The organism is Marinobacter persicus (assembly GCF_900114155.1).
Classification (GTDB): domain Bacteria; phylum Pseudomonadota; class Gammaproteobacteria; order Pseudomonadales; family Oleiphilaceae; genus Marinobacter; species Marinobacter persicus.
Genome location: NZ_FOSC01000007.1, coordinates 152413 through 177318 on the forward strand (window position 1 = coordinate 152413; position 24906 = coordinate 177318).

A 24906-nucleotide genomic window follows, 5' to 3' on the forward strand; every position below is an offset into this window, starting at 1 on the left:
TTCACGGGGTGGGGTTCAGGGTCAGATCCCCGGTCAACAGCGCGGTGATGACCAGAACCAGTAACAGCAGGCTCAGGGCCACGCGCAGGGCCAGTGAATTGACCACCCGGCGGGTTTTGCCACCATCGCGAACCAGGAAGAACAGGCCGCTGAACAGGCTCACGATAATGGCCAGGAGCAGTATCACAATGGCGACTTTGAGCATGGTCGGATCCGTTTTTGACTATAGTTCCCACTATAGCAAACCTGTTGGCAGGGGGAGCCGGGGCTGATGGCGCGGCGCTGGCGGGCCGACTGGCGTTTGCTGATGTTTGCCGGTTTGTTCCTGCCGCTCTTGGTGGGCCTTGGTGTTTGGCAACTGGACCGGGCGGAACAGAAAAAACGGATGCTGGCGGACTGGCAGGGGGAGGACAGTCGCCAGACCTGGAGCCGGTTAACGGGAGAACAACAGCGCCCGGGTCAGCCGGTCACGGTGACGGGCCGGTACGGCGAGCCGACCTGGCTGTTGGACAACCGCACCCGCAATGGCCAGGCGGGGTATGAGGTGCTGACGGTGTTCCTGCCTACCGAAGGCCGCCCACTGGTGGTAAACCGGGGCTGGCTGCCGGCACCGGCCAGGCGGGACCGGCTGCCGGAGGTCCCGACACCGGCACAACAGGTAACTCTGAATGGCCGCCTGGCGGCGTATCCTCAGCCGCCGGTGCTGTCCGACCAGGCGGAGGGCTCCGCCGGTTGGCCTCGCCGGGTCCAGGCACTGCCGCCGGAACGGGTGGCGGAGCAGATCGAGCGGCCGCCGGCGTTGATTGTACAGCTGCACAACGGTCAGCAGCCGGGGAGTTTTGAACCAGCTGCCGCGCCGGACCTGATGGGGCCGCAAACCCATTACGGTTACGCCGCCCAATGGTTTGCCCTGGCGCTGGCCCTGGTCGTTCTGACCGCCGCCGCCAGCTACCGGAAAACAACAGGAGCCGACAATGACAACGATAACGGCTGATACCCTGCCCGATCCTCAACAGACCCGACGCGGTCGGCGTACCGCCTTGTTGCTGTTTGCGGTGGGCTTTGGCCCGATGATTCTGGCCACGGTGATGTATTTCACCGGCTGGTTGAACCCCACCGGGCACACCAACGAGGGCAGCCTGGTGCAGCCGCTGGTGCCGGTACAGGCGCTTCATCTGCAAACTGCTGACGGCCAACCGTTTGCTGACCGTTTCGCCGCTGGCGTGGACGATCCCCAATGGCAGATGCTGGTGGCCGCCGAGACCTGCGCCGCTGAGTGTGAGGAGCTTCTGTATCTGGCCCGGCAGGTCAATGTGGCGCTGGGCAAGAACGCACCCCGCGTCAGCCGGTCGGCGTGGCTGGGCTCGGTGCCGGCGCCGCTGGAGGAGCGCTTGCAACAGGAGTATCCGGCCATTGAGCAATTGCAGGTTGCCCCGGGGGAACGGGCCGGCTGGCCAGCGGATTTCTCTCCCGGTCGTCAGCCCGGCCTGTTCCTGGTGGACCCGTTTGGCAACGTGATGATGCACTATGGCCCGGACCATACCGGCAAGCAGATCCTGAAGGACCTGAAACATCTGTTGAAACTGTCGCAGGTGGGGTGAGCGGATGGCTGCTGTGGCAACGACTACCCTGGCAAGAAGAATGTGGATATGGAGCCTGCTTGCCTGCGCGCTGGCGGCTGTGGTGATCATGCTGGGTGCCTGGACGCGCCTGGTTCACGCGGGGCTTGGCTGTCCGGATTGGCCGGGCTGCTACGGCTTTCTGACCGTGCCGCAAAGTGCCGAGCACATCGCCATCGCCAATGCCCGCTTCCCGGACACGCCGGTGGATGTGGCCAAGGGCTGGCCGGAAATGATTCACCGGTACGCCGCCGGCACCCTGGGACTGGTGATATTCGGGCTGGCAACTGCGGCTATCCGAAACCGCCACAAGGGTATTCCCGTCGGCCTGCCGGTGTTCATTGCCGCGTTTGTGGTGCTGCAGGGCGCCTTTGGCATGTGGACGGTCACCCTCAAACTGTGGCCCCAGGTGGTGGCGCTGCACCTGCTGGGGGGCTTCACAACGCTGACTTTGCTGGTGCTGCTGGCGTTGCGCTTACACAGATTGCAGGCATCCGCGAGGCGAGCCGGTGCGCAGCAGTCCCGGTCCTCCGGGGAAAGGCCGTACCGGGTGCCGGCGGGCCTCTGGCCATGGCTTTATGGCGGCTTGTTTCTGGTGATCCTGCAGATTGCTCTGGGGGCCTGGACCGCCGCGAACTACGCCGCTGTCGCCTGCACCGATTTACCCACCTGCCAGGGCCAGTGGTGGCCGGCCGGCATGGATTTTCGCCACGGCTTCGACATTGCCCAGCAGGTGGGCCCTAATTATCTGGGTGGACAACTGACTGCCGACGGCCGGGTGGCGATCCACATGAGTCACCGCCTGGGTGCCTTGGTGGTGTTGGTGTATTTCAGTGGACTGCTGGCCTGGCTCTGGCGCGGCCGGCACCACACCGGGCTTGGCGGTGCCACGGCGCTGGTGGCTGGTGTGCTGGCGTTGCAGATTTTGCTGGGGTTGGCCAATGTCTGGCTGCATATTCCACTGGCGGTTGCCGTGGCCCACAACGCCACTGGCGCAGCGCTGCTGTTGTCTGTGGTGCACCTGATCTGGCGCGCTCACCGATTGCCGGTTGCCCGGCCAATAACAACAACAAACCCGCTATCCCGGGAGGTGACGGTATGAATAACTCCACCCGCACATTGACAGTCCCCGACGCGTCCCGGCCCCGGTCCAGGGTACCGGGCTGGCGCGACCTGCTGGAACTGACCAAGCCAAAAGTGGTGGCGTTGATGCTGCTCACCTCGGTCATCGGCATGCTGCTGGCGACGCCCGGAGTGCCGCCCTGGCCTGTCCTGTTGTTCGGCAACCTGGGTATTGGCCTGCTGGCGGGTTCCGCTGCCGTGGTGAACCATGTGGTGGACCAGAAAATCGACACGGTCATGGCCCGCACCCGTCGCCGGCCCGTGGCCACCGGGCGGATTGCGCCGTTTGATGCCATCATCTTCGCCACCATGCTCGCCTGCGCCGGCATGGCGGTACTGATGATGCTGGTCAATCACCTGACCGCCTGGCTGACCCTGGCGTCGCTGGTGGGGTATGCCGGCGTTTACACCCTGTTTCTCAAGCGCGCCACGCCGCAGAACATCACCATTGGCGGGCTGGCCGGCGCCATGCCGCCGTTGCTGGGCTGGACGGCGGTGACCGGGCAGGTGGAAGGTCATGCCCTGTTGCTGGTGCTGATCATTTTCGCCTGGACGCCGCCGCATTTCTGGGCGCTGGCCATTCACCGCAAGGAGGAATACGCCAGGGCTGGCATTCCGATGCTGCCGGTCACCCACGGCAACCGCTACACCGAGCTGCATATTCTGCTCTACACGCTGATGCTGCTGGCGGCCAGCCTGCTACCTTTTGTCACAGGCATGTCGGGCGGTATCTATCTGCTGGGTGCCCTGGCCCTGGGGCTGCGCTTTGTCTGGTACGCCATCCGGCTGTTACGGGGGGATGACCGGCGTGTGGCGCTCAATACCTTCAAGTATTCCATCACTTACCTGATGGCGCTGTTTGTGGTACTTCTTGTGGATCACTTTGTGTTTTTCTGAATTTAGACAGCGTGCAGGATCGCCCGGGGCCGGGGATACTTTTCTTCTGGAAAAAACAACTCGCTTCGCTCAGACAATTTTTCCGCCAGAAAAGCACCCCCGGCCCCAGCCGCTCTTCGAGTAAGGGTTTGTATTCATGAGTCGTTCGGTAAAAATAACGGTAGCCGTGTTGCTGCTGGTCGTGATCAGTATTTTTTCGTTTGTGGTCTACCGTCAGACCAATCTGGAGAGTTCCGAAGCTACCTCCGCCCCGGATCTGGCGGAATACAACGCCTATGTCTACACCGAAGCCCGTCCGCTGGCGGAGTTCACGCTCACCAATGAACAGGGCGAGCCCACCACCCGGGAAGACCTGAAAGGCCGCTGGACGTTTGCGTTCGTGGGTTACACCAACTGCCCGGATATCTGCCCGGTGGCCATGACCACTTTGCGGCAGATGGACGGGCAACTGCCGCCGGAATTGCCCCAGCCGGATTATCTGTTGATCAGCGCTGATCCGGAGCACGACACGCCGGAGCGTCTGAACGACTACACCAGTTTCTTCGGTGACAATTTCCATGGTCTGACGGGCGATCTGGAAACCACCCGGCAGTTGGCAAAAAGCCTCAGTGCGGTGTTCCAGCACCGGGAAGAGGGTGGTCAGTTACTGGTGGACCACAGCGGCCATTTTGCCCTGCTCAATCCGGATGCGGAGGTGCAGGCACTGATTCAGCCACCGCATCGGCCGGATCAGTTGCTTGAGGCGTTCGAGCGTATCTATGAATGGGTACAGGCGAATCACGCGCGGGCATCGCAGGGTTGAGCGCTTCTTAATCGAAGGTCAAACTGACATCATCGTTAGCTTTGCATACACTGGCTGGCTCCTAAACCAACAATAATCAGGTAGCTGCCATGACCTCACAGACCGCCGCGAATCCCAGGCAACTGTTTACCGTGCTGCTGGCCGGTGCTTGCGTATTGCTGGTGGTGCATGCCCTCGGTCGGTTTATTTACACGCCGCTTCTGCCTTATCTGGTGGATGACGGCCAGTTCAGTGCCTCGGATGGCGCGGCGGTGGCCACCTGGAATTACCTGGGTTACCTGATGGGTGCGATGGTTGCCATCAAGTGGCACAGGATCGCCCACATTCGCGTTATGTTGCCGCTTTTCCTGGCGGTTCACGTAATTACCACTCTGATTGTCACCCAGACCGACAACCTGACTCTGATTTCGGCCAGCCGCTGGCTCAATGGCGTGGCCAATGGCGTGGTTTTTGTACAGGCTCCGGCGTTGATTCTGGAATGGCTGGTGTTGCGTAACCGGGCCACCATGAGTGGGCTGGTCTATATTGGCGTGGGGGCTGGCCTGCTGGTCTCCAGTGGTCTGGTTACCGGCACCGCCGGCTGGCTGGAAGGCGCCGAGCGCTGGTGGCCGGCGGCGTTGCTGTCCATTCCCCTGGCCTGGTGGGGTGTGGTCCAGCTGCGCAAGCTGGACATCCCGGTGCGCCAGCATGACGATTCCGGCAAAGAGCTGGTGAACACCCCCCTGATTGACCGGGCCAGTGCCCCCCTGTTTCTGTCCTATGCCGGTGCTGGTCTGGGTTATATCCTGCCGATGACTTTCCTGCCGCTACTGGCGAAGCTGGAATTACCGGAAGGCCATGCCCTGCTCGACGGCACCTGGGTGATCGTTGCCCTGTTCACCATTCCCGCCCCCTGGATCTGGAACAAACTGGGTGCCCGGATGGGCGATCTGCCGGCGCTGCGGCTGAATTTCCTGATTCAGTTGCTGGGGGTGCTGGCGGCAGTGCTTTGGCCGGGCGCCCTCGGGCTGATGCTTTGCGCCGCGCTGGTGGGTGGCACCTTCCTGGGTACGGTGCTGCTGACCCAGCGCCTGGGCCGGGCCTTGCACCCGCACCAGGGGCCGCGGCTGTCGGCGGCCATGGTGGCCCTCTATGGCTTTACCCAGATGGTCGGCCCCTGGCTCACGAAACAATGGCTGGATGGCGGGGGCACGCTGGTTTCCGCGTTCGGCATTGGCGTGGCGGCGTTGGCCTTTGGCCTGTTGCTGGCCTTTTTTGTGCCCAAGCCAGAAGACTGGCACGCGCGCTCGCAATAACACCCCATGCTGCCGATAGAGGAGAGTCTGCCAGCGCTGAAACAGGCGCTGGAAACCGGTAATACCGCACTGCTGCAGGCCCCGCCCGGAGCCGGCAAGACCACCCGCGTGCCACTGGCCATGCTTGATGCGCCCTGGCGGAAGGGCGGCAGGATCCTGATGCTCGAGCCCCGCCGGCTGGCTGCCCGCTCGGCGGCCCGGTTCATGGCCCGGCAGCTGGATGAAAATCCGGGACAGACCGTTGGCTACCGCACCCGTCTGGATAGCAAAGTTTCCCCTGCCACCCGTATTGAGGTGGTCACCGAAGGCATTCTCACCCGACTGATCCAGAACGACCCCCTGCTGGAAGAGTATGCGGCGGTGTTGTTCGACGAATTTCACGAACGATCCCTGCAGGCCGATCTCGGCCTGGCACTGGTGCGGGAATCCCAGCAGGCGTTGCGTGAGGACCTGCGACTGCTGGTCATGTCTGCCACTCTCGATACTGCCCCCATTGCCCGGGTCCTGGGCGACGTACCGGTGATCACCAGTGAGGGGCGCGCGTTTCCGGTGGCAGTCCACTACCGGCCGCCGGCCCGCAATACCCGGTTGCCGGATCAGGTGGTGGCGGTGATTCACGAGGCCTTGCAGCAACAATCCGGCTCGCTGCTGGTGTTCTTGCCCGGGGCCGGGGAGATTCGCCAGGTGACCAGACAACTGGCGGGTCAGTTACCGGAGGACACCCTGCTTGCGCCTTTGTATGGCAACCTGAAAAGTGAGGAGCAGGATCGGGCCATTACCCCGGCACCAGACGGCCAGCGCAAAATCGTGCTGGCCACTGCCATTGCCGAAACCAGCCTGACCATCGAGGGCGTGCGGGTAGTGATTGATGCCGGCCAGCAGCGCCGGGCGGTGTTCGATCCCAATAGCGGTATGACCCGGCTGGTGACTGGCCGGGTGTCGAAAGCCTCGGCGGAGCAGCGCAAGGGCCGGGCCGGCCGGATTGAGCCGGGCGTCTGTTACCGGCTATGGAGTGAGTCTGAACAGTTCGGGCTGGCGGATTACACCCCGCCCGAGATCCGGGAAGCGGATCTGGCTCCGGTCGTTCTTGAGCTGGCCCAATGGGGCGCCCGCACCCCGGAGCAGGTGAACTGGATTGATGCCCCGCCGCCGGCACACTGGCGGCAGGCGCAAACGCTGTTGCGGTGGCTGGACCTGCTGGATAGCGAGGGGGCGATTACCGATCATGGCAAAGCCGCCCGGGAACTGGGCTTGCACCCCAGGCTGGCGCACATGGTGCTGAAAGGCCGGGTGCTGGGATTCGCTCGCCTGGCGGCTGAACTGGCGGCCCTGCTGGAAGAGCGCGATTTGCTGGGCCCGGGTGCCGGGGCCGATCTGCACGAACGGATCCGCGTGTTGCGCGGCGACAGTCAGCGCCCGGGGGTGGATCCGGCCCGCCTGAAGGCCGTGCGCCAGGCCGCCAGGCGCCTGAACCGGGGCACGGATACCGGCGGGCTACCCGCCGAAACCGACGTGGGCAGGGTTCTGGCCCAGGCCTACCCGGACCGTATCGCCCGGCGCCGCCCCGGCAACCAGCCCCGCTTTCAACTCAGTAACGGCAAGGGCGCAATACTTCGGGAAGACGACTCGCTGGCCGGGGAAGACTGGCTGGTGGCCGCCGAGCTGGATGGCAAGGCCCGGGAAGCGACCATCTACCTGGCGGCACCGGTGGCGTTGGCGGATCTGGAGACTGACCTGGCGGCGCACATTGACCAGCGAGAAGAAGCCACCTGGGATGACAAACGCGGCACCATTATGGCGCGACAGGTGCGCAGGCTCGGCGCCCTGGTGCTGGCGGAAAAGCCTCTGTCCCATGTGGACCCTGCATTGATCCAGCAGGGGCTGGTGGATGCCGTACGCCGCAAGGGGCTGGATAAGCTGCCCTGGAGCGACGACTCCCGGCAATGGCAGGCGCGGGTTCAACTGCTGGCCAGGGAATTCCCTGGCGACTGGCCGGAGGTGAGCGACCATGCCCTGCTGGCTGGTCTGGACACCTGGCTGGCGCCCTTCATGGCCGGCATGCAGCGCTGGGCAGACCTGGCGAAACTGGACCTGATGCAGGCGCTGAATACCCTGCTGGATTACCCCCAACAGCAACAGCTGGATGAACTGGCCCCGAAGGCCATGGGCATCCCCACCGGCCAGCGCGTAACTCTCGACTACACCGCCGACAACGGCCCGGTGCTGTCCGCCAAGCTGCAGGCGTTGTTCGGCTGGACCCGGACGCCAAGGGTGGCCGCCGGCCGGGTGCCGGTGGTGATTCACCTGCTCTCCCCGGCCCAACGCCCCCTGGCGGTCACCTCGGACCTGGCCAGTTTCTGGGCCAATGCCTATCCGGAGGTGCGCAAGGACATGCGCGGACGCTACCCGAAACACCCCTGGCCGGAAGACCCCCTCACCGCCCAGGCCCAGCAGGGTACGAAAAAACGCCCTGCTCGCTGATGCGACCGGTAATCAGCGTTTCCGGAATGGTTTCAAAGTAGATATTGCGGGCGGTGACGAACCCGCCTTCGGGGGCTGCCATTTCCCGTGCAGGCAGTTCTTCCAGATTAACCGTGTCATGGGTCTTGTTGCTGTCCCGAAAACTGTCGGCCAGTACCCAGAAGGGTTTTCTGAAATGGCGTGCAGCCAGTGCCAGCAGCAGGGTGCCGCTCTTATTGACGAAATAATGGTCTGACAGCCAGCAGTCACAGCCGGTCACGATCACATCCGATTGCGGCACGAACAGCCCCATTTGGGCATCGGTGATCAAGGTAACCGGCACTCGCCGGGTATCCAGTCTCCGGGCGACTGTGTACCCCTCCATGCCCGGACTGCTCTGGGTGCAGATCACCGAAAACCGGTGGTTTGCCCGCACCATGTCCTCGAACAGCGCCAGTACCGCCGAACTGGCGCTGTGGGTCATGACCGTGGCGCCCTCCGGTATCCGGGAGCGGGCATGGCGAGCCATGTCCTGACTGGCGTTTTCAAGAAGCTGGATCTGTTCTGAGATGATCGGCCCGGCATTATTGTGGTTTGATTTCAGCCGGCTCCGGACGCTCTCCAGGGCGTTACCAATCACCACCATGCTCGGTCGGGCTTCCGCCAGCGCCGTTAGAACAACAGCCGTTTCCCCGGCAGACGGATGGTGCTCATCAGTCCAGGTCTGAAGATTGCGCAGGGTGGCCAAAGCCAGCTGTGTGGCACCGGAGGTGGTGTCCTGCTTGAGTTGGTCGAGCAGGACTTGTGCGCTGGAAGGAAAATGGGGCATTGCTGCTAACGGGGTGATGGGTTCACCCTGAGGTTAGCAGCAATATTACCGCAGCGGAAAATGGCGACCAGCTGCGTGTGTCCGGGAGCGGGTTACTCGATCACCTTGCGGCTGGTATCGAGGTACTGCTCACCGTATTCCTGAACCTGATCGGTTTCCATGCGCTCGGAAGACAGGTGGATTTCCTCAAGGGTGACGGCCAGACCGTCAAACTCTTCGTTGATCCTGGCCAGCGCATTTTCGATGGTGTAGGTCAGCTCATGGATTTCGTTCATGGCTTCGGGTGTCAGGTCGCCTGCCAGTACCTTTTCCAGTTTGGTGTTGTATTCAGAAAAGTTGGCAACGGCCTCTTCCAGGGTCTCGGACGGTTTGCCCTTGAAATGGCCATAGTCATCATCGGCGATGACGGGCGCAGTGAAGAGCAGGGCTGAGGCAAGAGCGACAGGTTTCAGAAATGTCTGCATGGTGGTTCCTCTTTCAGTTGCAATGTAATGCGAATTATTATCGTTATTGTGTTTTTGAACCATGAGATTGATCAATTTCAGGTGATGAAATAAAGCTTGTCAGCCACCGTAAGCCGGATAAAATGCCGCCAAGTTCCACACCGTGCGGCGGTGACCATGCAGTTTGTATCCTTCGATGTCTTTCGAACCCTGGGCTTTCCCGACACGACAGTACTCAAGCCCGAACATTTCCTGCGCCATAAAGCCGTGTTGCAGGAGGCGGACTGGGTACTGTTTCCCGAGTACTGGCAGCTCAATGCGCTGGTCCATGGCCTGAAATGCCGGGTGTTTCCGAGTGTTGCCAGTTACCGGATTGGTCACGACAAGGTGGAGATGACCCGGGCCTTCCAGGCCGTAGTACCGGAACACACGCCCTGGACCCGGATCGAAGCCAATGGCCCGCAGGAGCGGGACATGATCTGGGATGGGATGAGCCTGCCGTTTGTCGCCAAACTGCCCAAAGCCAGCATGGGCGAAGGGGTCTGGCTGATTGAAAACCGGGCTGACTGGCAGGCCTATTGCGAGCGCACCAGTGTCCTCTATGCCCAGGAATATCTGCCTATTGACCGGGATGTGCGGGTGGTTGTGGTGGGTGACCGGGTTTTAACCGCCTACTGGCGAACCCAGGCCGAGCAGGGGTTTTACAACAATGTGGCCAAAGGCGGCCGGGTTGTTGCCGATGCGGTGCCGGCGGCCGCCACAGAGCTGGCAATGCGCCTGGCGCGGGAGCTTGGGGTCGACCATGCCGGCTTTGATATTGCGATGGTGGAAGGCTATCCCTACGTGCTGGAATTCAATCGCCTGTTTGGCAATCAGGGGCTGGCACGGGGAGCGGATCTGAAAGAAGCCATTCTGGAATACCTGCAACGCCAGAGCCAGCCACAGGGCCCGAATGGCCCGAGTGATCCGGGTCCACTCTGGCCGGTGGCGGTCTGACGTACAGGGCCTCCCGGCGCATGGGTTTATCGGTATAACTGCGCATTTGTCGAGTTGGGAAAAAAGCCCGATGATCGCGAAATCCGATGGGTACCTCAGCCTTGCTGTGGTGCCTTTTTTTATGCCTGTTTGCCCCGTGGAGGGAAACACCACCGATGAACCAGACCCCCAACGCCGAGATTGCCGACTACTACAGTGCCGAGACCTTCAAACGCATCAAGGATTTTGCCGACACCAAGGAAACCCCGTTTGTGGTGATTGATACCAATATCATCGATCGTCAGTACAACGAGCTGGTGGAAGGTTTTCCCTATGCCAAGGTTTACTATGCGGTGAAGGCTAACCCGGCCACGCAGATTCTGACACTGCTGCGGGACAAGGGCGCCAATTTCGATATTGCCTCGGTGTATGAGTTGGACAAGGTGATGGCTCTGGGGGTAACCGGTGACCGCATCAGCTACGGCAACACCATCAAGAAGGCGAAGGATATCCGCACCTTCTACGAGAAGGGTGTGCGCCTGTATGCCACCGATTCCGAGGCCGACCTGCGCAACATTGCCAAGGCTGCCCCGGGCTCGAAGGTGTATGTCCGCATCCTGACCGAAGGCACACTGACCGCAGACTGGCCTCTCTCGCGCAAGTTTGGCTGCCAGACCGATATGGCCATGGACCTGCTGATCCTGGCCCGTGACCTGGGGCTGGTGCCTTATGGTGTGTCCTTCCATGTGGGCTCCCAGCAGCGGGAAATCGGTGCCTGGGATGCGGCTCTGAGCAAGGTGAAGGTGATCTTCGAGCGCCTGAAGGAAGAAGATGGTATCGAGCTGAAGATGATCAACATGGGCGGTGGCTTTCCGGCCAATTACATCAGCCGGACCAATGAGCTGGGTGTATACGCCGAGGAAATCGCACGTTTTCTGCACGAGGATTTTGGCGACGATTTGCCGGAGATCATCATTGAACCGGGCCGGTCACTGATTTCCAATGCCGGGGTGCTGGTCAGTGAGGTGGTGTTGATTGCCCGTAAATCCCGTACCGCGTTGCATCGCTGGGTGTACACCGATGTTGGCAAGTTTTCCGGTCTGATTGAGACGCTGGATGAGTCCATCAAGTTTCCGATCTGGACGGAGAAAACCGGCGAGGGCGAAGACTGCGTGATTGCCGGGCCGACTTGTGACAGTGCCGACATCATGTACGAGCACCATAAATACCCGTTGCCTTTGAATCTGGCGATTGGTGACCGGATGTACTGGTTGTCGACCGGGGCTTATACCACCACTTACAGCGCCATCGAGTTTAACGGGTTTCCTCCGTTGAAGGATTATTACCTTTAACTGTGGAGTTTGATCAGGCTTGGGGCCGGGCCTGAGCAGGGAGTGCTTCCCCTCCGGGAATCAACAACTCGCTTTGCTCAGACAATGATTCCCTGCGGGGAAGCACTCCCTGCCCCGGCCTTCCGGCTTGGGTGCAGGCCTTTATCGGTAAGGATCAGCTTTCGGGCTGGTCCTTTTTTCGTTTCAGGTTGAGGGTGAATGCCAGGGGCAACACCAGCAGGCTGTAGGCGATCATGACCATGACAGCGTGGCGCGGGTCGCCGGTCCAGTCGGCCAGTACCCCGCCGGCCATGGGCACGGAGAAGGCCATGGTGTAGCCCACCAGGAAGGTGCCGGCGGACAGGCGACCGGTTTCGGCGGAGTTGACCAGCAGCGGTGGCAGGGCCACCAGCAGTATTAGCAGGATGCCGGCAACGAAGCTCATCAGGGTGGCGCTGGCGATGAACCACCAGCCTTCCAGTACCACGGTGCCGGCGGTGCCCAGGATGCTGAGTACCGCCATGATGACGATCAGGGTTCGGCGCCCGACCCAGAGCCGGGCGGTTTTCAGCATGACCAGGGAGGCGAAGACCTGGGCGATGTTGTACCAGAACAGGGCTTCGGACAGCATGCCGATACGGCCCTGCTGTTCCAGCAGGTTGCCCATGTAGGCGTTAAGGCCGAAGAACATGGAGCCAGACAGGCCCAGCAGCAGTCCCAGGCGGACGGTGAGCGGGTTTTTCCAGTCCGGCAGCCAGGCGGCTTTGCGTACCGGCCGGGCCAGGTCCCGTTTGGGCAGAAACAGGGCGGCGGCAACCAACAGCGCCGGCAGCGACCAGGCCAGCAGGGTGGCACGCCAGCTGTTGTCCAGTAATGGCATGAGTACTGGCAGGGTTATGCCGGCGCCAATGAATTCACCCATCAGCATGCCATTCATATAGATGGCCGAGCCGATGGCCAGATGGTGGGGTTCCAGCCAGCGCGGGAGTAGTGCCGGCAGGGCCGGTTGCATCATCGCCACGCCCAGGCCCATGACGGCGCTGGCAAGCATCAGGGTAGAGGTGTCCGGCACCAGACCACGGCCGGCGGAGCCAATCACCATGATCAGCATGGCCAGCGCCAGGGTATTGCGTGGGCCGATGCGGGAAATAGCGAGGGAGCCGGGCATGGCGCCGATGGCCAGCATCAGGATGGGGAGCGTGGTCAGTGCACCGGTCAGCGTCTGACTCAGTGCCAGTTCATCGCCAATGAAGGGTGCCAGGGGCGGCGCCACCAGCACGGGGATTCTCAGGTAAACACCGGCCAGCCAAAGCAACACCGCCACCGGCAGCAGTCTGGCTGGCGGTGGCGGTGCGGTCGCGGCAGAGGGAATTGCCACGGGCGCGAATCAGTCTTCGCTGGTGTCCGGCAGGTAGGCGCCGTCTTCGTCGTGCACTTCCTGGCCGGTGACCGGCGGGTTGAAGGCGCAGATCAGGCGCATGTCCTCGGTGCCGCCGTACAGGGTGTGGCGATCGTGATTGTCGAGAGCGTACAGGGTGCCGTCGGTGATTTCGTGAACTTCGCCAGTGGCCAGGTCTTTGATCCGACCATTGCCGCCAACACAGTAAACCGCTTCGAGATGGTGCTTGTACCAGAAGGTGTGCTCAGAGCCGGCCTTGATAATGGTTTCGTGGAAGGAGAAACCCATGCCATCTTTTTTCAGCAGCAAGCGGCGGCTGGTCCATTGCTGGGCACTGACTTCGCGTTCAGTACCGATAATGTCTTGCACTCGTACAATTTTCATGCGCATTCCTCGTTTGGTGATGGAACAGCCTTACAGTATAAACATTAGCTTGCGGTATGATTCAACCGCCACTGTTCGTAAACCTTCATAGCCTGTTCGATGGCGATTATCAAATCCTGCCGTTGCCGCTGATCGGGCTGGCGCTGTTTCCGGCACTTGTCCAGGGTTCGCTGGATGCTGCGGCGATGGCTTTTATCCAGCCCTTCCAGCCAGTGCTGGTCGGTGGGTTCCAGCTCGAGCAACTCGCGTCCGGCGTGGTTGCGCATGGCAATATGCCACCAGTGGTCCACCGCCCGGCCAAGCACCACGTAGCCGAACTGGGGGTCCTGAACCGGGCCGAAGCGGGCGGTTTTCAGGCCATTTTTCAGTGGGCCGATTTTCAGCGTTGGCAGGGTCAGGCGGTCGCCATACAGGTAGCTGCCCACCGCGCCGGCCAATCCGCCGAGCAACGCACCGGCGCCCATGGACGAGCCGAAGGTGAGCGCATCAATGCCGGCGCCGCTTACCGCCCCGGCCCCGAAGCCGGCGGTGGCCAGGTACCCCTTGCTGACGCCCCAGGCCTGGCGGGTGCTTTCGGAAAACAGGTCGTGCTCGCTGTGCCATTCAAGCTCGGCTTCCTGGCGCTGGATATGCTGGTGCTGATACAGCGTTTCGATATTGGCTCGCAGCGTTTGCTCCCGCTGCCGCTGGTGTTGGTACCAGCGCTCGCGCAGATTGTTTTCCAGGGCTTGCGGATCGGTGGTTGCCTGTTGGTCTGGCAGTGTGCGGGTTTCCTGAAAGCGCATCATGGCAATCAGGGCCTCCGCGATCAGGGCGGCGGCCTGGTGCTGGCGATGCTCACGCTGGCTTGCCAGGTGTTCGACGGCCTGCTGCAAGGGTTGCTCCCAGGCGGGTTCGAGCTGGCCAAAGGCTTTCAACAGGCTGAGATGCTGCGCAAAAGGAGCACGAACGGCGTCGAACTTGCGCACAACCTGGAAGAACTGGCCAAGCGCTGCCTGCCAGGTGTCGCTGTAGTCGTCATCACCGATGCTGTTGATCAGCGCCAGGCTGGGCCGGCCGGTCCAGCGCAGAATGGTCATTTCCGCTTCGTGCTCGGCGCTGTAAGGCACTGAGCCGTCCACCACGTAGATGATACCGGCGCCTTCGATAATCGGCTTGAGCAATTCGCACTCGTCAACAAAACGGGTGTCGCCCTCATGCTCGCGTACGAAGGCGCGCACGGTTTCCGGCCGGTCCGAGGCCGACACGCTATGGGCTTCCAGCCATTGCAGCACCCGGCGCGGGCGCTGGAAGCCCGGGGTGTCCACCAGGGTATACAGCAACTGCTGGTCCACGGTCATCGGGTAGCGTTGTTGCTGGCGGGTGGTGCCGGGTTCCAGGGCAATGGCGATGGCGTCGTTTTGCGACAGGGTGGCCACGATACTGGATTTACCTTTGTTCGGATGACCCACCACGGCAAACACCGGAGACGGGTTACTCATGGTTGGCCTCCCGGGTGCTGCCCACCGTCGCCACCGAGGCAAAACCGGACAGGCGCCCGGCAAAGCGCAACCATGGCTGCAGCAGATGGTCCGCCGGAGGCAGGCCGGGGTCGGCAGCCAGTGGCACCAGTGTGACCCGGGTGCCGGCTGGCCAGTGCTGCCGGGCCTGTTCGAGAAAATCGCTTAACTCACCGGTGGGCGGCTGCCAGCTGCGGGTTAATAGCAGTACCTGCGGCCGGCTTTGTTGCTGCAGTTGCTGGCGGGTGGCCTGCAGAACGGCATCGTCGTCTTCCAGGCGGGCATTGCCACCGACGGAAAGCGGCCGGGAACTGGTCGGCACCAGCTCCTCCGGGAGCCCATCCCTGCCGGCTCCGGCCCAGGCAATACAGACCGGCGTCACCGGGAGGCTGGCCAGCTCACTGCGGGTTCGGGTGTCTGGTAGATCGTCCGCATCACTGTGTTGATTGCCCGTTTCAATGACCGGGGTTTCCATCCGGTAGTGCAAGGTGGTCAGCCCCGGGTGCCTTGCCAGTAACCGCCGGGCCCTGTGTTGAAGAAAAAAGTGCGTGGCCAGCAACAGTGCCAGCCGGGGCAGCCATGTCCAGGTCAGCCAGGTCATGGTCAGAAACGGCCACCACTGGCCCCACTGTGGTGGTGATGTGGTGGCTGCATCGGGCGCGGCCCGGAAGAAGCGGGTGGCTTCCACCAGTTCCAGGGACGGTACCGCCGCCGGCCACAACCAGGCCCAGGGCGCCGCAATCGAGCTCACCAGGCGGTGGTAACTGGTGCTGGCGGTATCCAGTGTGGTGCTCCAGCCAAAGGCCAGATCCTGGATCACCACCATGATCAGCAGTGTTATCAGTCCGCTGGTGGCAAAGGCCAGGCCTCCGGCCTGTGCTGCCCGTGCAGCCATTGGTGGCTGCAGGGCGGTACGGACAGGACTTTTTTCGGTGGTTTGCCAATGGCGTGTCAGCCAGTGCCAGGGTTGCCAGCCGGCGGCTGCCTGCACGGTGGTGACCACTGCCAGCAGTAATTGCAGCATCACAAAGGCCAGAAATACCGTCACGTTGATGCGCTGGCCGCCTTCGTAAAGCAACAGGCCGAGCATGGCGGCAACACCCAATAGACTGCCACCGGCGATGAAACCGGCGCCGAGGGCGCGCCAGCGTTGCAGGTAACGCGAGCCTGGTGTTTGGCTGCGATCAGCACCGGCCCCCGACAGCCTGTCAAGGTGCGCCAGCCAAGCACGGATACCCGGGGAGCGGCCCTGTTGCTGGCAATCGAGAGCGAAACGGCGATCGCGCCGGTGCAGGAAGGTGGCGGGCTGGTCCCTGTCGCGCTGGAATCGGTCGTCAAAGGCCAGCAGCAGACGAAGGGGCTTATCGGTCATGCAGAATCCTGAACAATGGGGCAGCTGGTGTATGCTGTTAGCATATAGCCAACAATGCCACTGAAGCCAGCCGGGAACCGCCATGCCCCACCACCTGATGAACTTGCGGCACGTGCCCGATGACGAAGCCGATGAGATCCGGGATCTGTTCGAGGCCCACAAGGTCCGTTACTACGAAACCCCGCCCAGCCGCTGGGGTATCAGCATGGGCGGTTTCTGGGTGCACGATGACGACGAGGCGGAGCGGGCCCAGGCCCTGCTCGAGCACTACCAGAGCGAGCGTCAGGCTCGCCAGCAGGAAGCGTTTGCCGCCCGTAGTCTGCGTGGCGAAACGGGTTTCTGGTACCACTTTCGGCAACGGCCGGTCTCGGTATTGGCCGCAGTGCTGGCTGTTGCGGCCATTGCTGCATTAAGCCTGCTGCCGTTTATCAGCCTGGGCTGAAATCTTGAATACACCGGAGAATCAGATGAGCGAAAAACAACAAACAACGGTTGTCTGGGAGCCCACCGATCAGGCGCTCGAGCGTAGCCGTATGGCGGGCTTCAAGAGCTGGCTGGAGAAACAGGGCCACGGCCCTTTCGAGGATTACCATGCGCTGCATCGTTGGTCGGTCAACCAACTGGAAACGTTCTGGCAGAGTGTCTGGGATTACTGTGGGCTGACCTGTGACACACCCGCCGAAACGGTGCTTGGCAACCGATCCATGCCGGGAGCGCAGTGGTTCCCCGGCATGCGTCTGAACTTCGCCGCCAACCTGTTAACCCCGGCGGAGGGCGACCAGGCCAACAGCGAAGCCGTGGTGGCCTATTGCGAAACCCGGCCAGTGTTGCGCAAGACCTACGCCGAACTGAAAGCCGATACCGGTGCGCTGGAAGCTTTCCTGCGCAGCCGGGGTGTGCAACAGGGTGACCGTGTGGCTGGTGTGGTCACCAACGGTTATGAAGCACTGGTGGCCATGCTGGCGACCACCAGCCTGGGGGCCGTGTGGAGCTCCGCCTCGCCGGATTTCGGTATCGGTGCCATCAATGACCGCTTTGGCCAGATCGAACCGGCCGCACTGATCGTGGTGAATGGCTACGGTTATGGGGGCAAGACCTTTGCCCGACAGGAGGAGTTTGCCGGCCTGGTGCGCCAGCTGCCATCCCTGAAAACCGTGGTCAGCATCGCCCAGTTGCCGGATGAGCCGCCGGTCAGTGGTGATCGGGTAACCACCTGGGACGATGCCCTGGCCTTCGGCGCCGGTACACCGCCCTCATTCACGCCCGTGGGCCCGGACCACCCCGTTTATATCCTCTACTCCTCCGGTACCACCGGCAAACCCAAGTGCATCGTGCATGGTACGGCCGGATTGCTGGTCAACCACGCCAAGGAACTGATGTTGCACGGTGATGTCGGCCCGCGGGACCGTTTCCTTTACTTCACCACCTGCGGCTGGATGATGTGGAACTGGCAGGCCTCGGCGCTGATGACCGGCGCCGCCGTGATCACTGTGGATGGCTCGCCCGGCTACCCGGACCTCAACTTCCTGTGGGACACGGTCGCCGCCGAAAAAGTCACTCATTTCGGCACCAGTGCCCGATTCATCGCCGGCTGCCGGAAAGCCGACCTGCGACCGGCCCGAAGTCTCGACCAGAGCCACCTGCGGGTGGTGTTCTCCACCGGCTCGCCCTTGTTGCCCGAAGACTACGACTGGATATACGGGGACGGTGCCCCGCAGGTTCTGCTCGGATCGATCGCCGGTGGCACCGACATCTGCGGCTGCTTCGTCGGCTGTACACCCCTGTTGCCGGTGCGCCGGGGCGAAATCCAGTGCCGTTTGCTGGGCGTCGATGTACAGGCGTACAGCGAAGATGGCCAGCCATTGGCCCGGGGCCGCGGCGAACTGGTCTGCCGTCAGCCGTTGCCCTCCATGCCTGTGCGCTTCTGGAACGACCCGGACGGTGAACGTTACCGCGAGGCCTACTTCAGTACCTTCCCCGGTGTATGGGCACACGGTGATTTCATCGAATTTACCGAACACGGCGGCGCCATTATCCACGGCCGCTCCGACGCCACCCTGAACCCCGGCGGTGTGCGCATTGGCACCGCCGAAATCTACCGCCAGGTGGAAACCGTGGCGGAGGTGAAAGACAGCCTGGTGGTGGGGCGCCAGATCGACGGTGATGTGGAAGTGGTCTTGCTGGTGGTGCCCGCCGACGGCCAGACCCTGACCGATGACCTGGCGCAACAATTGCGCCAGCGGATCCGACAGGGTGCCAGCCCACGGCACGTGCCCAAACACATCATCGAAGTGCCGGACATTCCCTACACCCGTAGCGGCAAAAAAGTGGAACTGGCCGTGGCGCGCCTGATTAACGGCTCCAGCAAAGCGGATAACCGTGATGCCCTGGGCAACCCGGAAGCGCTGGACCGTATCCGGGATAAACTGACGGAGATCGGATTGTTGTCGGAATGAGTGCGCACTCCCGGACCACGATGCTTTCAATTTAAAAGTGGGGCAGGTTCAGCTTCTCGCAACCAGAACGCGGAAATTGTCGACAATCTGCCAATCATTCAAATACGCGAGTTGTGTAAAAGCCCAGATTTGCACGTAGTTGGCGAGGCAGTACGGGGGAGGGCCTTCCAAAACCATGCGGAGCCAGGGATGGCGGAGCTTGAGCGCCCCATGGATGGGTTTAAGCGTGTTTTGGAAGGCCCTCCCCGTGCTGCGCCCACTTCTGAGTTAGCCAGCAAGCTAAATGAAAGAAAGTTTCGTAAAATCCCGTCATTTAACCGTCCTGTAACGGAAAATCAGGCAGATTAATCCGTTCTTATACTAAGATCGTAACCAAAACTTACTAAAAAATGGTATCTTAGTAGGCCTATCAAAAGTTTCGAATTCAGTCATTGCCCAGGCCGCAGTGCCCAAAAGGCGGAAGGCCCGGCGATGACCGTCCCGAATCCACCCATTAGCCTGAGGACGAAAATGACAGACTCCAAAGCCAAAATTGTCTACACACTGACGGACGAGGCACCTGCCCTCGCGACCCGTTCCCTGCTTCCCATCCTGGAAACCTTCGCCAAGCCGGCCGGCATTAATTTTGAAACCAGCGACATCTCCCTGGCGGCACGTATTCTGGCGAACTTCCCGGACTACCTCGAGGAAGACCAGCGGGTACCGGACGCTCTGGCAGAACTGGGTGAATTCACCAAAGACCCGAACGCCAACATCATCAAGCTGCCGAACATCAGTGCTTCTGTTCCCCAGCTGAACGCCGCGATCAAGGAACTGAATGCCCAGGGTTACAAAGTACCCGCGTACACTGAAGAGCCGAAGACCGACGAAGAAAAAGACGTCAAGGCCCGTTACGCCAAAGTGCTGGGCAGTGCCGTAAACCCGGTTCTGCGTGAAGGCAACTCCGACCGTCGCGCCCCGGCCGCGGTTAAAGCCTACGCCCGCAAGCATCCGCACTCCATGGGTGAGTGGAGCGCCGATTCCAAGACCCACGTGGCGCACATGAACGACGGCGATTTCTACTCCGCAGAGCAGTCTGTCACCCTGGAAAACGACACCACCGCGCAAATCGTTTTCGAAAACGCCAAGGGCGAGAAAACCGTTCTGAAGTCCGAGCTGCCGCTGCTGGCCGGCGAAGTTCTGGACAGCACCTTCATGAGCAAGAAAGCCCTGCTCAAGTTCTTCGACGAGCAGATCGAAGACTGCAAGAAGAACGACATCATGTTCTCCCTGCACCTGAAGGCCACCATGATGAAGGTCTCCGACCCGGTGATCTTCGGTTACGCGGTGAAGAGCTTCTATAAAGAGCTGTTCGAAAAATACGGCGACCTGTTTGAAGAGCTGGGCGTGACCGCCAACAACGGCGTGTCTTCCGTGGAAGAGAAAATCCAGCAGCTGCCGGAAGACAAGCAGAACGAAATCAAGCAGGACCTGGCGAAGATCTACGAAGAACGTCCGGAAATCGCCATGGTGGATTCCGACAACGGCATCACCAACCTGCACGTACCGAGCGACGTGATTGTCGACGCCTCCATGCCGGCGATGATCCGCAGCTCCGGCAAGATGTGGGACAGCGAAGGTGGCATGCGTGATACCAAGGCCGTTCTGCCGGACCGTTCCTACGCCACCATCTACCAGGAAACCATCAACTTCTGTAAGAAGCACGGTGCGTTTGACCCGACCACCATGGGTACCGTACCCAACGTTGGCCTGATGGCGCAGAAAGCTGAAGAATACGGCTCCCACGACAAGACCTTCATCATGAAGGAAGCCGGTACCGTTCGCGTTATCGCCGACGACAAGGTTCTGATGGAGCACCAAGTTGAGGAAGGCGATATCTGGCGCGCCTGCCAGACCAAGGACGTTCCGATCCGCGACTGGGTGAAGCTGGCCGTTAACCGTTCACGCGCCAGTGGCATGCCGGCCATCTTCTGGCTGGACAGCAACCGTGCCCACGATGCCGAGCTGATCAAGAAGGTGGAAACCTACCTGAAAGAGCACGACACCGACGGTCTGGACATCCAGATCATGGCGCCGGTTGACGCCATCAACTACACCATGGAGCGCATGATCCGCGGCGAAGACACCATCTCGGTGACCGGTAACGTCCTGCGTGACTACCTGACTGACCTGTTCCCGATCCTGGAACTGGGCACCAGTGCCAAGATGCTGTCCATCGTGCCGCTGCTCAACGGCGGTGGCCTGTATGAGACCGGTGCCGGTGGGTCCGCGCCCAAGCACGTGCAGCAACTGGTGAAAGAAAACCACCTGCGCTGGGATTCACTGGGTGAGTTCCTGGCCGTGGCTGTATCTCTGGAAGAGCTGGGCGAGAAGCACGACAACGCCCGCGCCCGCCTGCTGGGCCAGACCCTGGACACCGCGGTGGGTCAGCTGCTGGAGAACAACGAGTCTCCGTCCCGCAAGGCCGGTGAGCTGGATAACCGTGGCTCTCATTTCCACCTGGCCCGTCACTGGGCGGCCGCACTGGCCGAGCAGAACGACGATCAGGACCTGAAAGCCTTCGCAGCCAAGTTTGCCGAGAAACTGGAAGCGGCCAAGGACAAGATCCTGGAAGAGCTGACCGTGATCCAGGGCAAGCCGGCGGACATCGGTGGCTACTACCACGCACCGGCCGACAAGGTGTGCGCGGTGATGCAGCCGAGCGAAACCCTGAACAAGATCCTGACCGAGTTTGCCGAAGCGGCCAAGTAAGCCGCTACGTTAAACCAGGGATCGGCGCCTTCGGGCGCCAACCGGAAAACCCGGAGAGCCTGACAGGGCCTCCGGGTTTTTTGTTGTCAGGGCTCATCGTCTTCCTCCGGCTGATAGCCCTTGCCGGTCTCCCCGGCTTTTTGCAGTTGTGCCAGTGTCAGGGTGGGCCCGATCAGCTCGAAGACCACCGTGGCACCGATCACCAGCGGCAGGATGTAGTCCAGACTTGGCAGCCGCTCCGTGGCCACCAGCGCCAGGCCCAGTGCGACCCCTGCCTGCGGCATCAGGCAGGCGCCAATGCGGTTGCGGGTCTGCGGACTGGAGCCGGCCAGCAGGCCACCCAGCCAGCCACCGGCCATGCGGCCGAGAATGCGTGCCCCGATGTAGGCGAGGCCGAGCGCCCCCAGCGCCGGTAGGGCCGCCCAGTGCATCTGGTAGCCGGCCATGAAAAAGAACATGGCCAGAAACGGCTCGGAAATGCCCTCGATGGAACGGAACGGGCGAACGTGATGCCGTGCCCGGTTGGCCACCACGATGCCCAGTGTCATGCAGGTGAGCAGGTAGGAAAGACCCAGCCAGCTGGCCAGCCCGGCCGCCACAAGAACAAAGCCCGCGGATTCCAGCAGCATGGGTTCGCCTGGCCGGATGCGACCGGTCAGCCAGGCCATGGGCAGCCCCAGTACAATGCCCAGGACCAGAGAGCCGGCCACTTCCATGACTCCGTGCAGCATGGCTGACGGACCATCAAAATCCCCGTTGCCAATCAGCAGCCCGGCCGCCACCAGCAGCACACTGAACAACATGGCGCCCCAGGCGTCGTCAATGGCCACCACCTGGAACACCAGCCGGGTCAGCGGTCCCCGGGCGCCGGCCTCTCGCATAACATCCAGGGTGGCAGCCGGTGCGGTTGCGGTCGAAATGCCTCCAAGCAGCAGGGCGGCGGGCAGGTTGCCGGTTACTGCCCATATCGCCAGAACCACCACCGTGGCGGTCATAAGGGTGACCACCAGGCTGACAATGAGCGCTTCCTTGCCTTCCTTCAGGCCTTTGGCCGACATCCGTTCACCCAGCAGAAAACCCACCATGGCCAGGGTCAACTGAGTGATCAGGCTGAAGTTCTCGCTGGCGTCTTCCGGCAGTAAATCGAAGAGTTCCGGTCCCGCCAGGGCGCCGAGTAACAACAGCAAGGTGACCCTGGGCACGTGTACAACCCTTCCCAGGGCATGCGCGCCCAGCGCCAGCAGCAGGGTCGCGCCCATCAGGATGAGGATGCCGGCGTGCTCCATGAGTGTTCCCTATTGATTGGTGATCAGGATGAATCCGTGATTAAAGCACTGTCGTACCTACAGTAACACGCTCGATACCATAAGGGGCTCGACTGAAACCGCGCCAGTGGCTACCTTGAAGGTGTGGACTCGCCTCACCGAACAATGGATGACTTGATGACGCCAAACTGGCTGGATGACCCGATACCGGTACAGATGGGAAAAGGCCGCAGTCCGATTGTCCGGACCTCCTGGGCCGTATCGATCTATCTGATTGTCGGGCTGCTGTGGATTACGTTTTCGGACCGGGTTGCCGAACTCTGGTTTCCGGACCCGGAAATGTTCTCCCGTGCTCAGACCTGGAAAGGCTACCTGTTCGTGCTGGTGACCGGGCTGGTGCTGTTCATGGTGCTATATCGTCAACTCACCAAAGACCGGCTTCTGCTCAACCTACAGCACCACCAGCGCCAGGCCTTGCGCCAGCGCGAGCACCAGTTGACGGTGCTCATGGATAACCTGCCGGGCATGGCTTACCGGTGTCTGTACGATAAGGACTGGACTATGCTGTTTGTCTCGGGAGGCTGCCAGAGGCTCACCGGCTATACTCCCGAAGAGCTGATCAACAACCACACCTTGTCCTTTTCTGACCTGATTGATCCGGACGATGCCGGCCGGGTGGCGGAAGAGGTGGCCCGGGCGGTGAGCCGGGGAGAGTCGTTTTCCGTGGAATACGTTATTACCCGCAAGGATGGCCGGAAAATCTGTGTGTGGGAGCGTGGTTGCAGTGTCGAAGTGGCCAATGGGCGAACCGTACTTGAAGGGATCATGCTGGATATTTCCGACCGCAAGGCGCTGGAAAGAGAGCTGGAGGCAATGGCCACCACCGACCCGCTGACCGGGCTGCTCAATCGCCGGGAATTCGGTCGGGTACTGGAAGAGGAACTGGCCCGTTGCGCTCGTTATCGACACTCCATGGCCCTGCTCTGGGTTGATTTCGACCATTTCAAGGAAGTGAACGACACCTGGGGCCATGCGGCCGGTGACAACGTACTGTGCAGTGTCAGCCGCTTGCTTCAGAGCAGTGTGCGCAGTGTTGATTCGGTAGCCCGGTTTGGTGGTGAAGAGCTGGTGGTGGTGTTACCGGAAATGGGTCTGCAGGAAGCGGGAGAAACCGCCGAACGCCTGCGTAGCCGGGTTCATGGGCTGCCGATCATGGTGGCCCCCGGCCACGAGGTGCGGATAACCATCAGTGTTGGGGTGGCGGTCTACCCGGACCATGGCCAGACGACCGCAGAGTTGTGTGCTGCGGCGGACCGGGCCATGTACGAAGCCAAAAAGCGCGGGCGTGATTGCGTGGTTCAGGCCACCTGACGGGCAATCCAGGAACCGTAACGGTTGGCCAGGGCACGAACGTAGCGGGCTTCGGCGTCGCTCATGTTGGCCAGCACGCCGTTGAAGATCCAGCCTCGCTCATACAGCCCAAGCACCCGCTGCTCGTCATCCATGTTGACGCGTTGGTTCAGCTTTTTGCAAATGGCATCCAGCAGCGGCAGCTTTTGAGGGTGCTTGATCGGGCCCTGGCGGTTGCTCACCGGCTGGTTAGCTGCGCGTGATGTCGGATGTTTTCTCATGATCCTCTCCTTGTGGTTTTGCGGCTGCAAAAACAGAAAACCCCGGAGCCTCAGGCAACCGGGGTTTAGCGGAGAAGCTGCCCCGGAAGCTGCAACGGCTCCCGGGGACTGACCGAAAGCCGTTAGATGTCTTTCACCATGGCGCGCACGGACTGCCCCTGATGGCAGGCGGTGGCGTGAATGCAATGTGTTGGCATCTTTCGGGTCATAACGGTTCTCGGTGTGTGTTTCCAGAGACAGTGTATAGGCAATAGCGGGCTTTGCAATAGCCCGGCGCCTTCGGCAAACCCGTACAGACCGTGTGGGGCGGGCCGGGGATAATTCGCGCCGTCACGTGTTTTTACGTTGTGCAATCCGCGGCGCCGACCGGTGCCGA

Annotated in this window: 22 protein-coding genes; 13 read left to right on the forward strand and 9 right to left on the reverse strand. The window is 61.6% G+C overall.

What is annotated here, in order from left to right; genetic code table 11:
- Position 1: 1 nt before the first annotated feature.
- Complete coding sequence (locus BMZ63_RS09260) at positions 2–205, reverse strand: twin transmembrane helix small protein (RefSeq protein ID WP_091704723.1); 204 nt, start codon at positions 203–205, stop codon at positions 2–4.
- Positions 206–271: 66 nt separating this feature from the next.
- Between BMZ63_RS09260 and BMZ63_RS09265 the strand changes: the two genes are divergently transcribed.
- The 7 genes from BMZ63_RS09265 to hrpB all read left to right on the forward strand — a co-directional run bounded on the left by BMZ63_RS09265 (position 272) and on the right by hrpB (position 8216).
- Positions 272–994, forward strand: a complete 723-nt coding sequence (locus BMZ63_RS09265) for an SURF1 family protein (RefSeq protein ID WP_091704726.1) — start codon at positions 272–274, stop codon at positions 992–994.
- Complete coding sequence (locus BMZ63_RS09270; RefSeq protein ID WP_091704729.1) at positions 975–1601, forward strand: hypothetical protein; 627 nt, start codon at positions 975–977, stop codon at positions 1599–1601. Before BMZ63_RS09265 ends, BMZ63_RS09270 begins: the two co-directional genes overlap by 20 nt.
- 4 nt (positions 1602–1605) lie before the next feature.
- The gene (locus BMZ63_RS09275) at positions 1606–2721 is read left to right on the forward strand and encodes a COX15/CtaA family protein (RefSeq protein ID WP_091704732.1); all 1116 of its coding nucleotides are present in this window, start codon (positions 1606–1608) and stop codon (positions 2719–2721) included.
- Positions 2718–3638 (forward strand): heme o synthase, encoded by a 921-nt coding sequence (gene cyoE / locus BMZ63_RS09280; protein WP_227663463.1) that lies wholly within the window; start codon positions 2718–2720, stop codon positions 3636–3638. The genes BMZ63_RS09275 and cyoE overlap by 4 nt, the downstream gene beginning before the upstream one ends.
- A 136-nt stretch (positions 3639–3774) precedes the next feature.
- Entirely contained in the window at positions 3775–4440 is a 666-nt protein-coding gene (locus BMZ63_RS09285) for an SCO family protein (protein WP_091704735.1), read from the forward strand.
- 89 nt (positions 4441–4529) lie between these two features.
- Positions 4530–5735 (forward strand): YbfB/YjiJ family MFS transporter, encoded by a 1206-nt coding sequence (locus BMZ63_RS09290; RefSeq protein WP_091704737.1) that lies wholly within the window; start codon positions 4530–4532, stop codon positions 5733–5735.
- Between the two features lie 6 nt (positions 5736–5741).
- Positions 5742–8216, forward strand: a complete 2475-nt coding sequence (gene hrpB, locus BMZ63_RS09295; RefSeq protein WP_091704740.1) for an ATP-dependent helicase HrpB — start codon at positions 5742–5744, stop codon at positions 8214–8216.
- On the opposite strand, the gene BMZ63_RS09300 is transcribed toward hrpB, so the two are convergent.
- Together BMZ63_RS09300 and BMZ63_RS09305 are read right to left on the reverse strand one after the other, a co-directional pair.
- A complete protein-coding gene (locus tag BMZ63_RS09300) occupies positions 8170–9024 on the reverse strand; it encodes an eIF2B alpha/beta/delta subunit family protein (protein ID WP_091704743.1) in 855 nt (284 codons plus the stop codon). The two genes, hrpB and BMZ63_RS09300, sit on opposite strands and share 47 nt — an antisense overlap.
- 92 nt (positions 9025–9116) lie before the next feature.
- Complete coding sequence (locus tag BMZ63_RS09305) at positions 9117–9488, reverse strand: DUF6746 family protein (RefSeq protein WP_091704746.1); 372 nt, start codon at positions 9486–9488, stop codon at positions 9117–9119.
- A 156-nt stretch (positions 9489–9644) separates the two neighbouring features.
- Between BMZ63_RS09305 and BMZ63_RS09310 the strand changes: the two genes are divergently transcribed.
- Positions 9645–10463 (forward strand): ATP-grasp domain-containing protein, encoded by an 819-nt coding sequence (locus BMZ63_RS09310; protein WP_091704748.1) that lies wholly within the window; start codon positions 9645–9647, stop codon positions 10461–10463.
- A 155-nt stretch (positions 10464–10618) separates the two neighbouring features.
- Complete coding sequence (locus tag BMZ63_RS09315; protein ID WP_091704751.1) at positions 10619–11794, forward strand: type III PLP-dependent enzyme; 1176 nt, start codon at positions 10619–10621, stop codon at positions 11792–11794.
- Positions 11795–11948: 154 nt separating this feature from the next.
- Here BMZ63_RS09315 and BMZ63_RS09320 read toward each other — a convergent pair whose 3' ends face one another.
- Genes BMZ63_RS09320 through BMZ63_RS09335 form a run of 4 tightly spaced genes read right to left on the reverse strand, consistent with a single transcriptional unit; the run spans position 11949 to position 16427 of the window.
- On the reverse strand, positions 11949–13151 hold the full coding sequence (locus BMZ63_RS09320) for an MFS transporter (RefSeq protein WP_091704754.1): 1203 nt from the start codon (positions 13149–13151) through the stop codon (positions 11949–11951).
- 9 nt (positions 13152–13160) lie between these two features.
- The gene (locus BMZ63_RS09325; protein WP_091704756.1) at positions 13161–13556 is read right to left on the reverse strand and encodes an ectoine synthase; all 396 of its coding nucleotides are present in this window, start codon (positions 13554–13556) and stop codon (positions 13161–13163) included.
- Between the two features lie 44 nt (positions 13557–13600).
- The gene (locus BMZ63_RS09330; RefSeq protein ID WP_091704759.1) at positions 13601–15037 is read right to left on the reverse strand and encodes a GTPase/DUF3482 domain-containing protein; all 1437 of its coding nucleotides are present in this window, start codon (positions 15035–15037) and stop codon (positions 13601–13603) included.
- Complete coding sequence (locus BMZ63_RS09335; RefSeq protein WP_091704762.1) at positions 15030–16427, reverse strand: DUF2868 domain-containing protein; 1398 nt, start codon at positions 16425–16427, stop codon at positions 15030–15032. The genes BMZ63_RS09330 and BMZ63_RS09335 overlap by 8 nt, the downstream gene beginning before the upstream one ends.
- A gap of 82 nt (positions 16428–16509) precedes the next feature.
- Between BMZ63_RS09335 and BMZ63_RS09340 the strand changes: the two genes are divergently transcribed.
- From BMZ63_RS09340 to BMZ63_RS09350, 3 genes are all read left to right on the forward strand, one after another.
- Entirely contained in the window at positions 16510–16869 is a 360-nt protein-coding gene (locus tag BMZ63_RS09340; protein ID WP_091704764.1) for a DUF6164 family protein, read from the forward strand.
- A 25-nt stretch (positions 16870–16894) separates the two neighbouring features.
- Positions 16895–18883 (forward strand): acetoacetate--CoA ligase, encoded by a 1989-nt coding sequence (locus tag BMZ63_RS09345; RefSeq protein WP_091704767.1) that lies wholly within the window; start codon positions 16895–16897, stop codon positions 18881–18883.
- A gap of 510 nt (positions 18884–19393) precedes the next feature.
- Entirely contained in the window at positions 19394–21634 is a 2241-nt protein-coding gene (locus BMZ63_RS09350) for an NADP-dependent isocitrate dehydrogenase (protein ID WP_091704770.1), read from the forward strand.
- A gap of 86 nt (positions 21635–21720) precedes the next feature.
- Here BMZ63_RS09350 and BMZ63_RS09355 read toward each other — a convergent pair whose 3' ends face one another.
- On the reverse strand, positions 21721–22920 hold the full coding sequence (locus BMZ63_RS09355; RefSeq protein ID WP_091704773.1) for a cation:proton antiporter: 1200 nt from the start codon (positions 22918–22920) through the stop codon (positions 21721–21723).
- A 156-nt stretch (positions 22921–23076) separates the two neighbouring features.
- Here BMZ63_RS09355 and BMZ63_RS09360 point away from each other — a divergent pair, with 156 nt between their 5' ends.
- Positions 23077–24270, forward strand: coding sequence for a sensor domain-containing diguanylate cyclase (locus BMZ63_RS09360; RefSeq protein WP_091704897.1), 1194 nt, complete (start codon positions 23077–23079; stop codon positions 24268–24270).
- Here BMZ63_RS09360 and BMZ63_RS09365 read toward each other — a convergent pair.
- On the reverse strand, positions 24258–24530 hold the full coding sequence (locus BMZ63_RS09365; protein WP_091704775.1) for a hypothetical protein: 273 nt from the start codon (positions 24528–24530) through the stop codon (positions 24258–24260). The genes BMZ63_RS09360 and BMZ63_RS09365 overlap by 13 nt on opposite strands.
- Positions 24531–24906 lie beyond the last annotated feature (376 nt).

Bases quoted from the DNA above. Each gene is read 5' to 3' on its own strand.
- BMZ63_RS09260 (WP_091704723.1), bottom strand. From the start codon at position 205: ATGCTCAAAGTCGCCATTGTGATACTGCTCCTGGCCATTATCGTGAGC.
- BMZ63_RS09265 (WP_091704726.1), top strand. From the start codon at position 272: ATGGCGCGGCGCTGGCGGGCCGACTGGCGTTTGCTGATGTTTGCCGGT.
- BMZ63_RS09270 (WP_091704729.1), top strand. From the start codon at position 975: ATGACAACGATAACGGCTGATACCCTGCCCGATCCTCAACAGACCCGA.
- BMZ63_RS09275 (WP_091704732.1), top strand. From the start codon at position 1,606: ATGGCTGCTGTGGCAACGACTACCCTGGCAAGAAGAATGTGGATATGG.
- cyoE (WP_227663463.1), top strand. From the start codon at position 2,718: ATGAATAACTCCACCCGCACATTGACAGTCCCCGACGCGTCCCGGCCC.
- BMZ63_RS09285 (WP_091704735.1), top strand. From the start codon at position 3,775: ATGAGTCGTTCGGTAAAAATAACGGTAGCCGTGTTGCTGCTGGTCGTG.
- BMZ63_RS09290 (WP_091704737.1), top strand. From the start codon at position 4,530: ATGACCTCACAGACCGCCGCGAATCCCAGGCAACTGTTTACCGTGCTG.
- hrpB (WP_091704740.1), top strand. From the start codon at position 5,742: ATGCTGCCGATAGAGGAGAGTCTGCCAGCGCTGAAACAGGCGCTGGAA.
- BMZ63_RS09300 (WP_091704743.1), bottom strand. From the start codon at position 9,024: ATGCCCCATTTTCCTTCCAGCGCACAAGTCCTGCTCGACCAACTCAAG.
- BMZ63_RS09305 (WP_091704746.1), bottom strand. From the start codon at position 9,488: ATGCAGACATTTCTGAAACCTGTCGCTCTTGCCTCAGCCCTGCTCTTC.
- BMZ63_RS09310 (WP_091704748.1), top strand. From the start codon at position 9,645: ATGCAGTTTGTATCCTTCGATGTCTTTCGAACCCTGGGCTTTCCCGAC.
- BMZ63_RS09315 (WP_091704751.1), top strand. From the start codon at position 10,619: ATGAACCAGACCCCCAACGCCGAGATTGCCGACTACTACAGTGCCGAG.
- BMZ63_RS09325 (WP_091704756.1), bottom strand. From the start codon at position 13,556: ATGAAAATTGTACGAGTGCAAGACATTATCGGTACTGAACGCGAAGTC.
- BMZ63_RS09330 (WP_091704759.1), bottom strand. From the start codon at position 15,037: ATGAGTAACCCGTCTCCGGTGTTTGCCGTGGTGGGTCATCCGAACAAA.
- BMZ63_RS09335 (WP_091704762.1), bottom strand. From the start codon at position 16,427: ATGACCGATAAGCCCCTTCGTCTGCTGCTGGCCTTTGACGACCGATTC.
- BMZ63_RS09340 (WP_091704764.1), top strand. From the start codon at position 16,510: ATGCCCCACCACCTGATGAACTTGCGGCACGTGCCCGATGACGAAGCC.
- BMZ63_RS09345 (WP_091704767.1), top strand. From the start codon at position 16,895: ATGAGCGAAAAACAACAAACAACGGTTGTCTGGGAGCCCACCGATCAG.
- BMZ63_RS09350 (WP_091704770.1), top strand. From the start codon at position 19,394: ATGACAGACTCCAAAGCCAAAATTGTCTACACACTGACGGACGAGGCA.
- BMZ63_RS09355 (WP_091704773.1), bottom strand. From the start codon at position 22,920: ATGGAGCACGCCGGCATCCTCATCCTGATGGGCGCGACCCTGCTGCTG.
- BMZ63_RS09360 (WP_091704897.1), top strand. From the start codon at position 23,077: ATGACGCCAAACTGGCTGGATGACCCGATACCGGTACAGATGGGAAAA.
- BMZ63_RS09365 (WP_091704775.1), bottom strand. From the start codon at position 24,530: ATGAGAAAACATCCGACATCACGCGCAGCTAACCAGCCGGTGAGCAAC.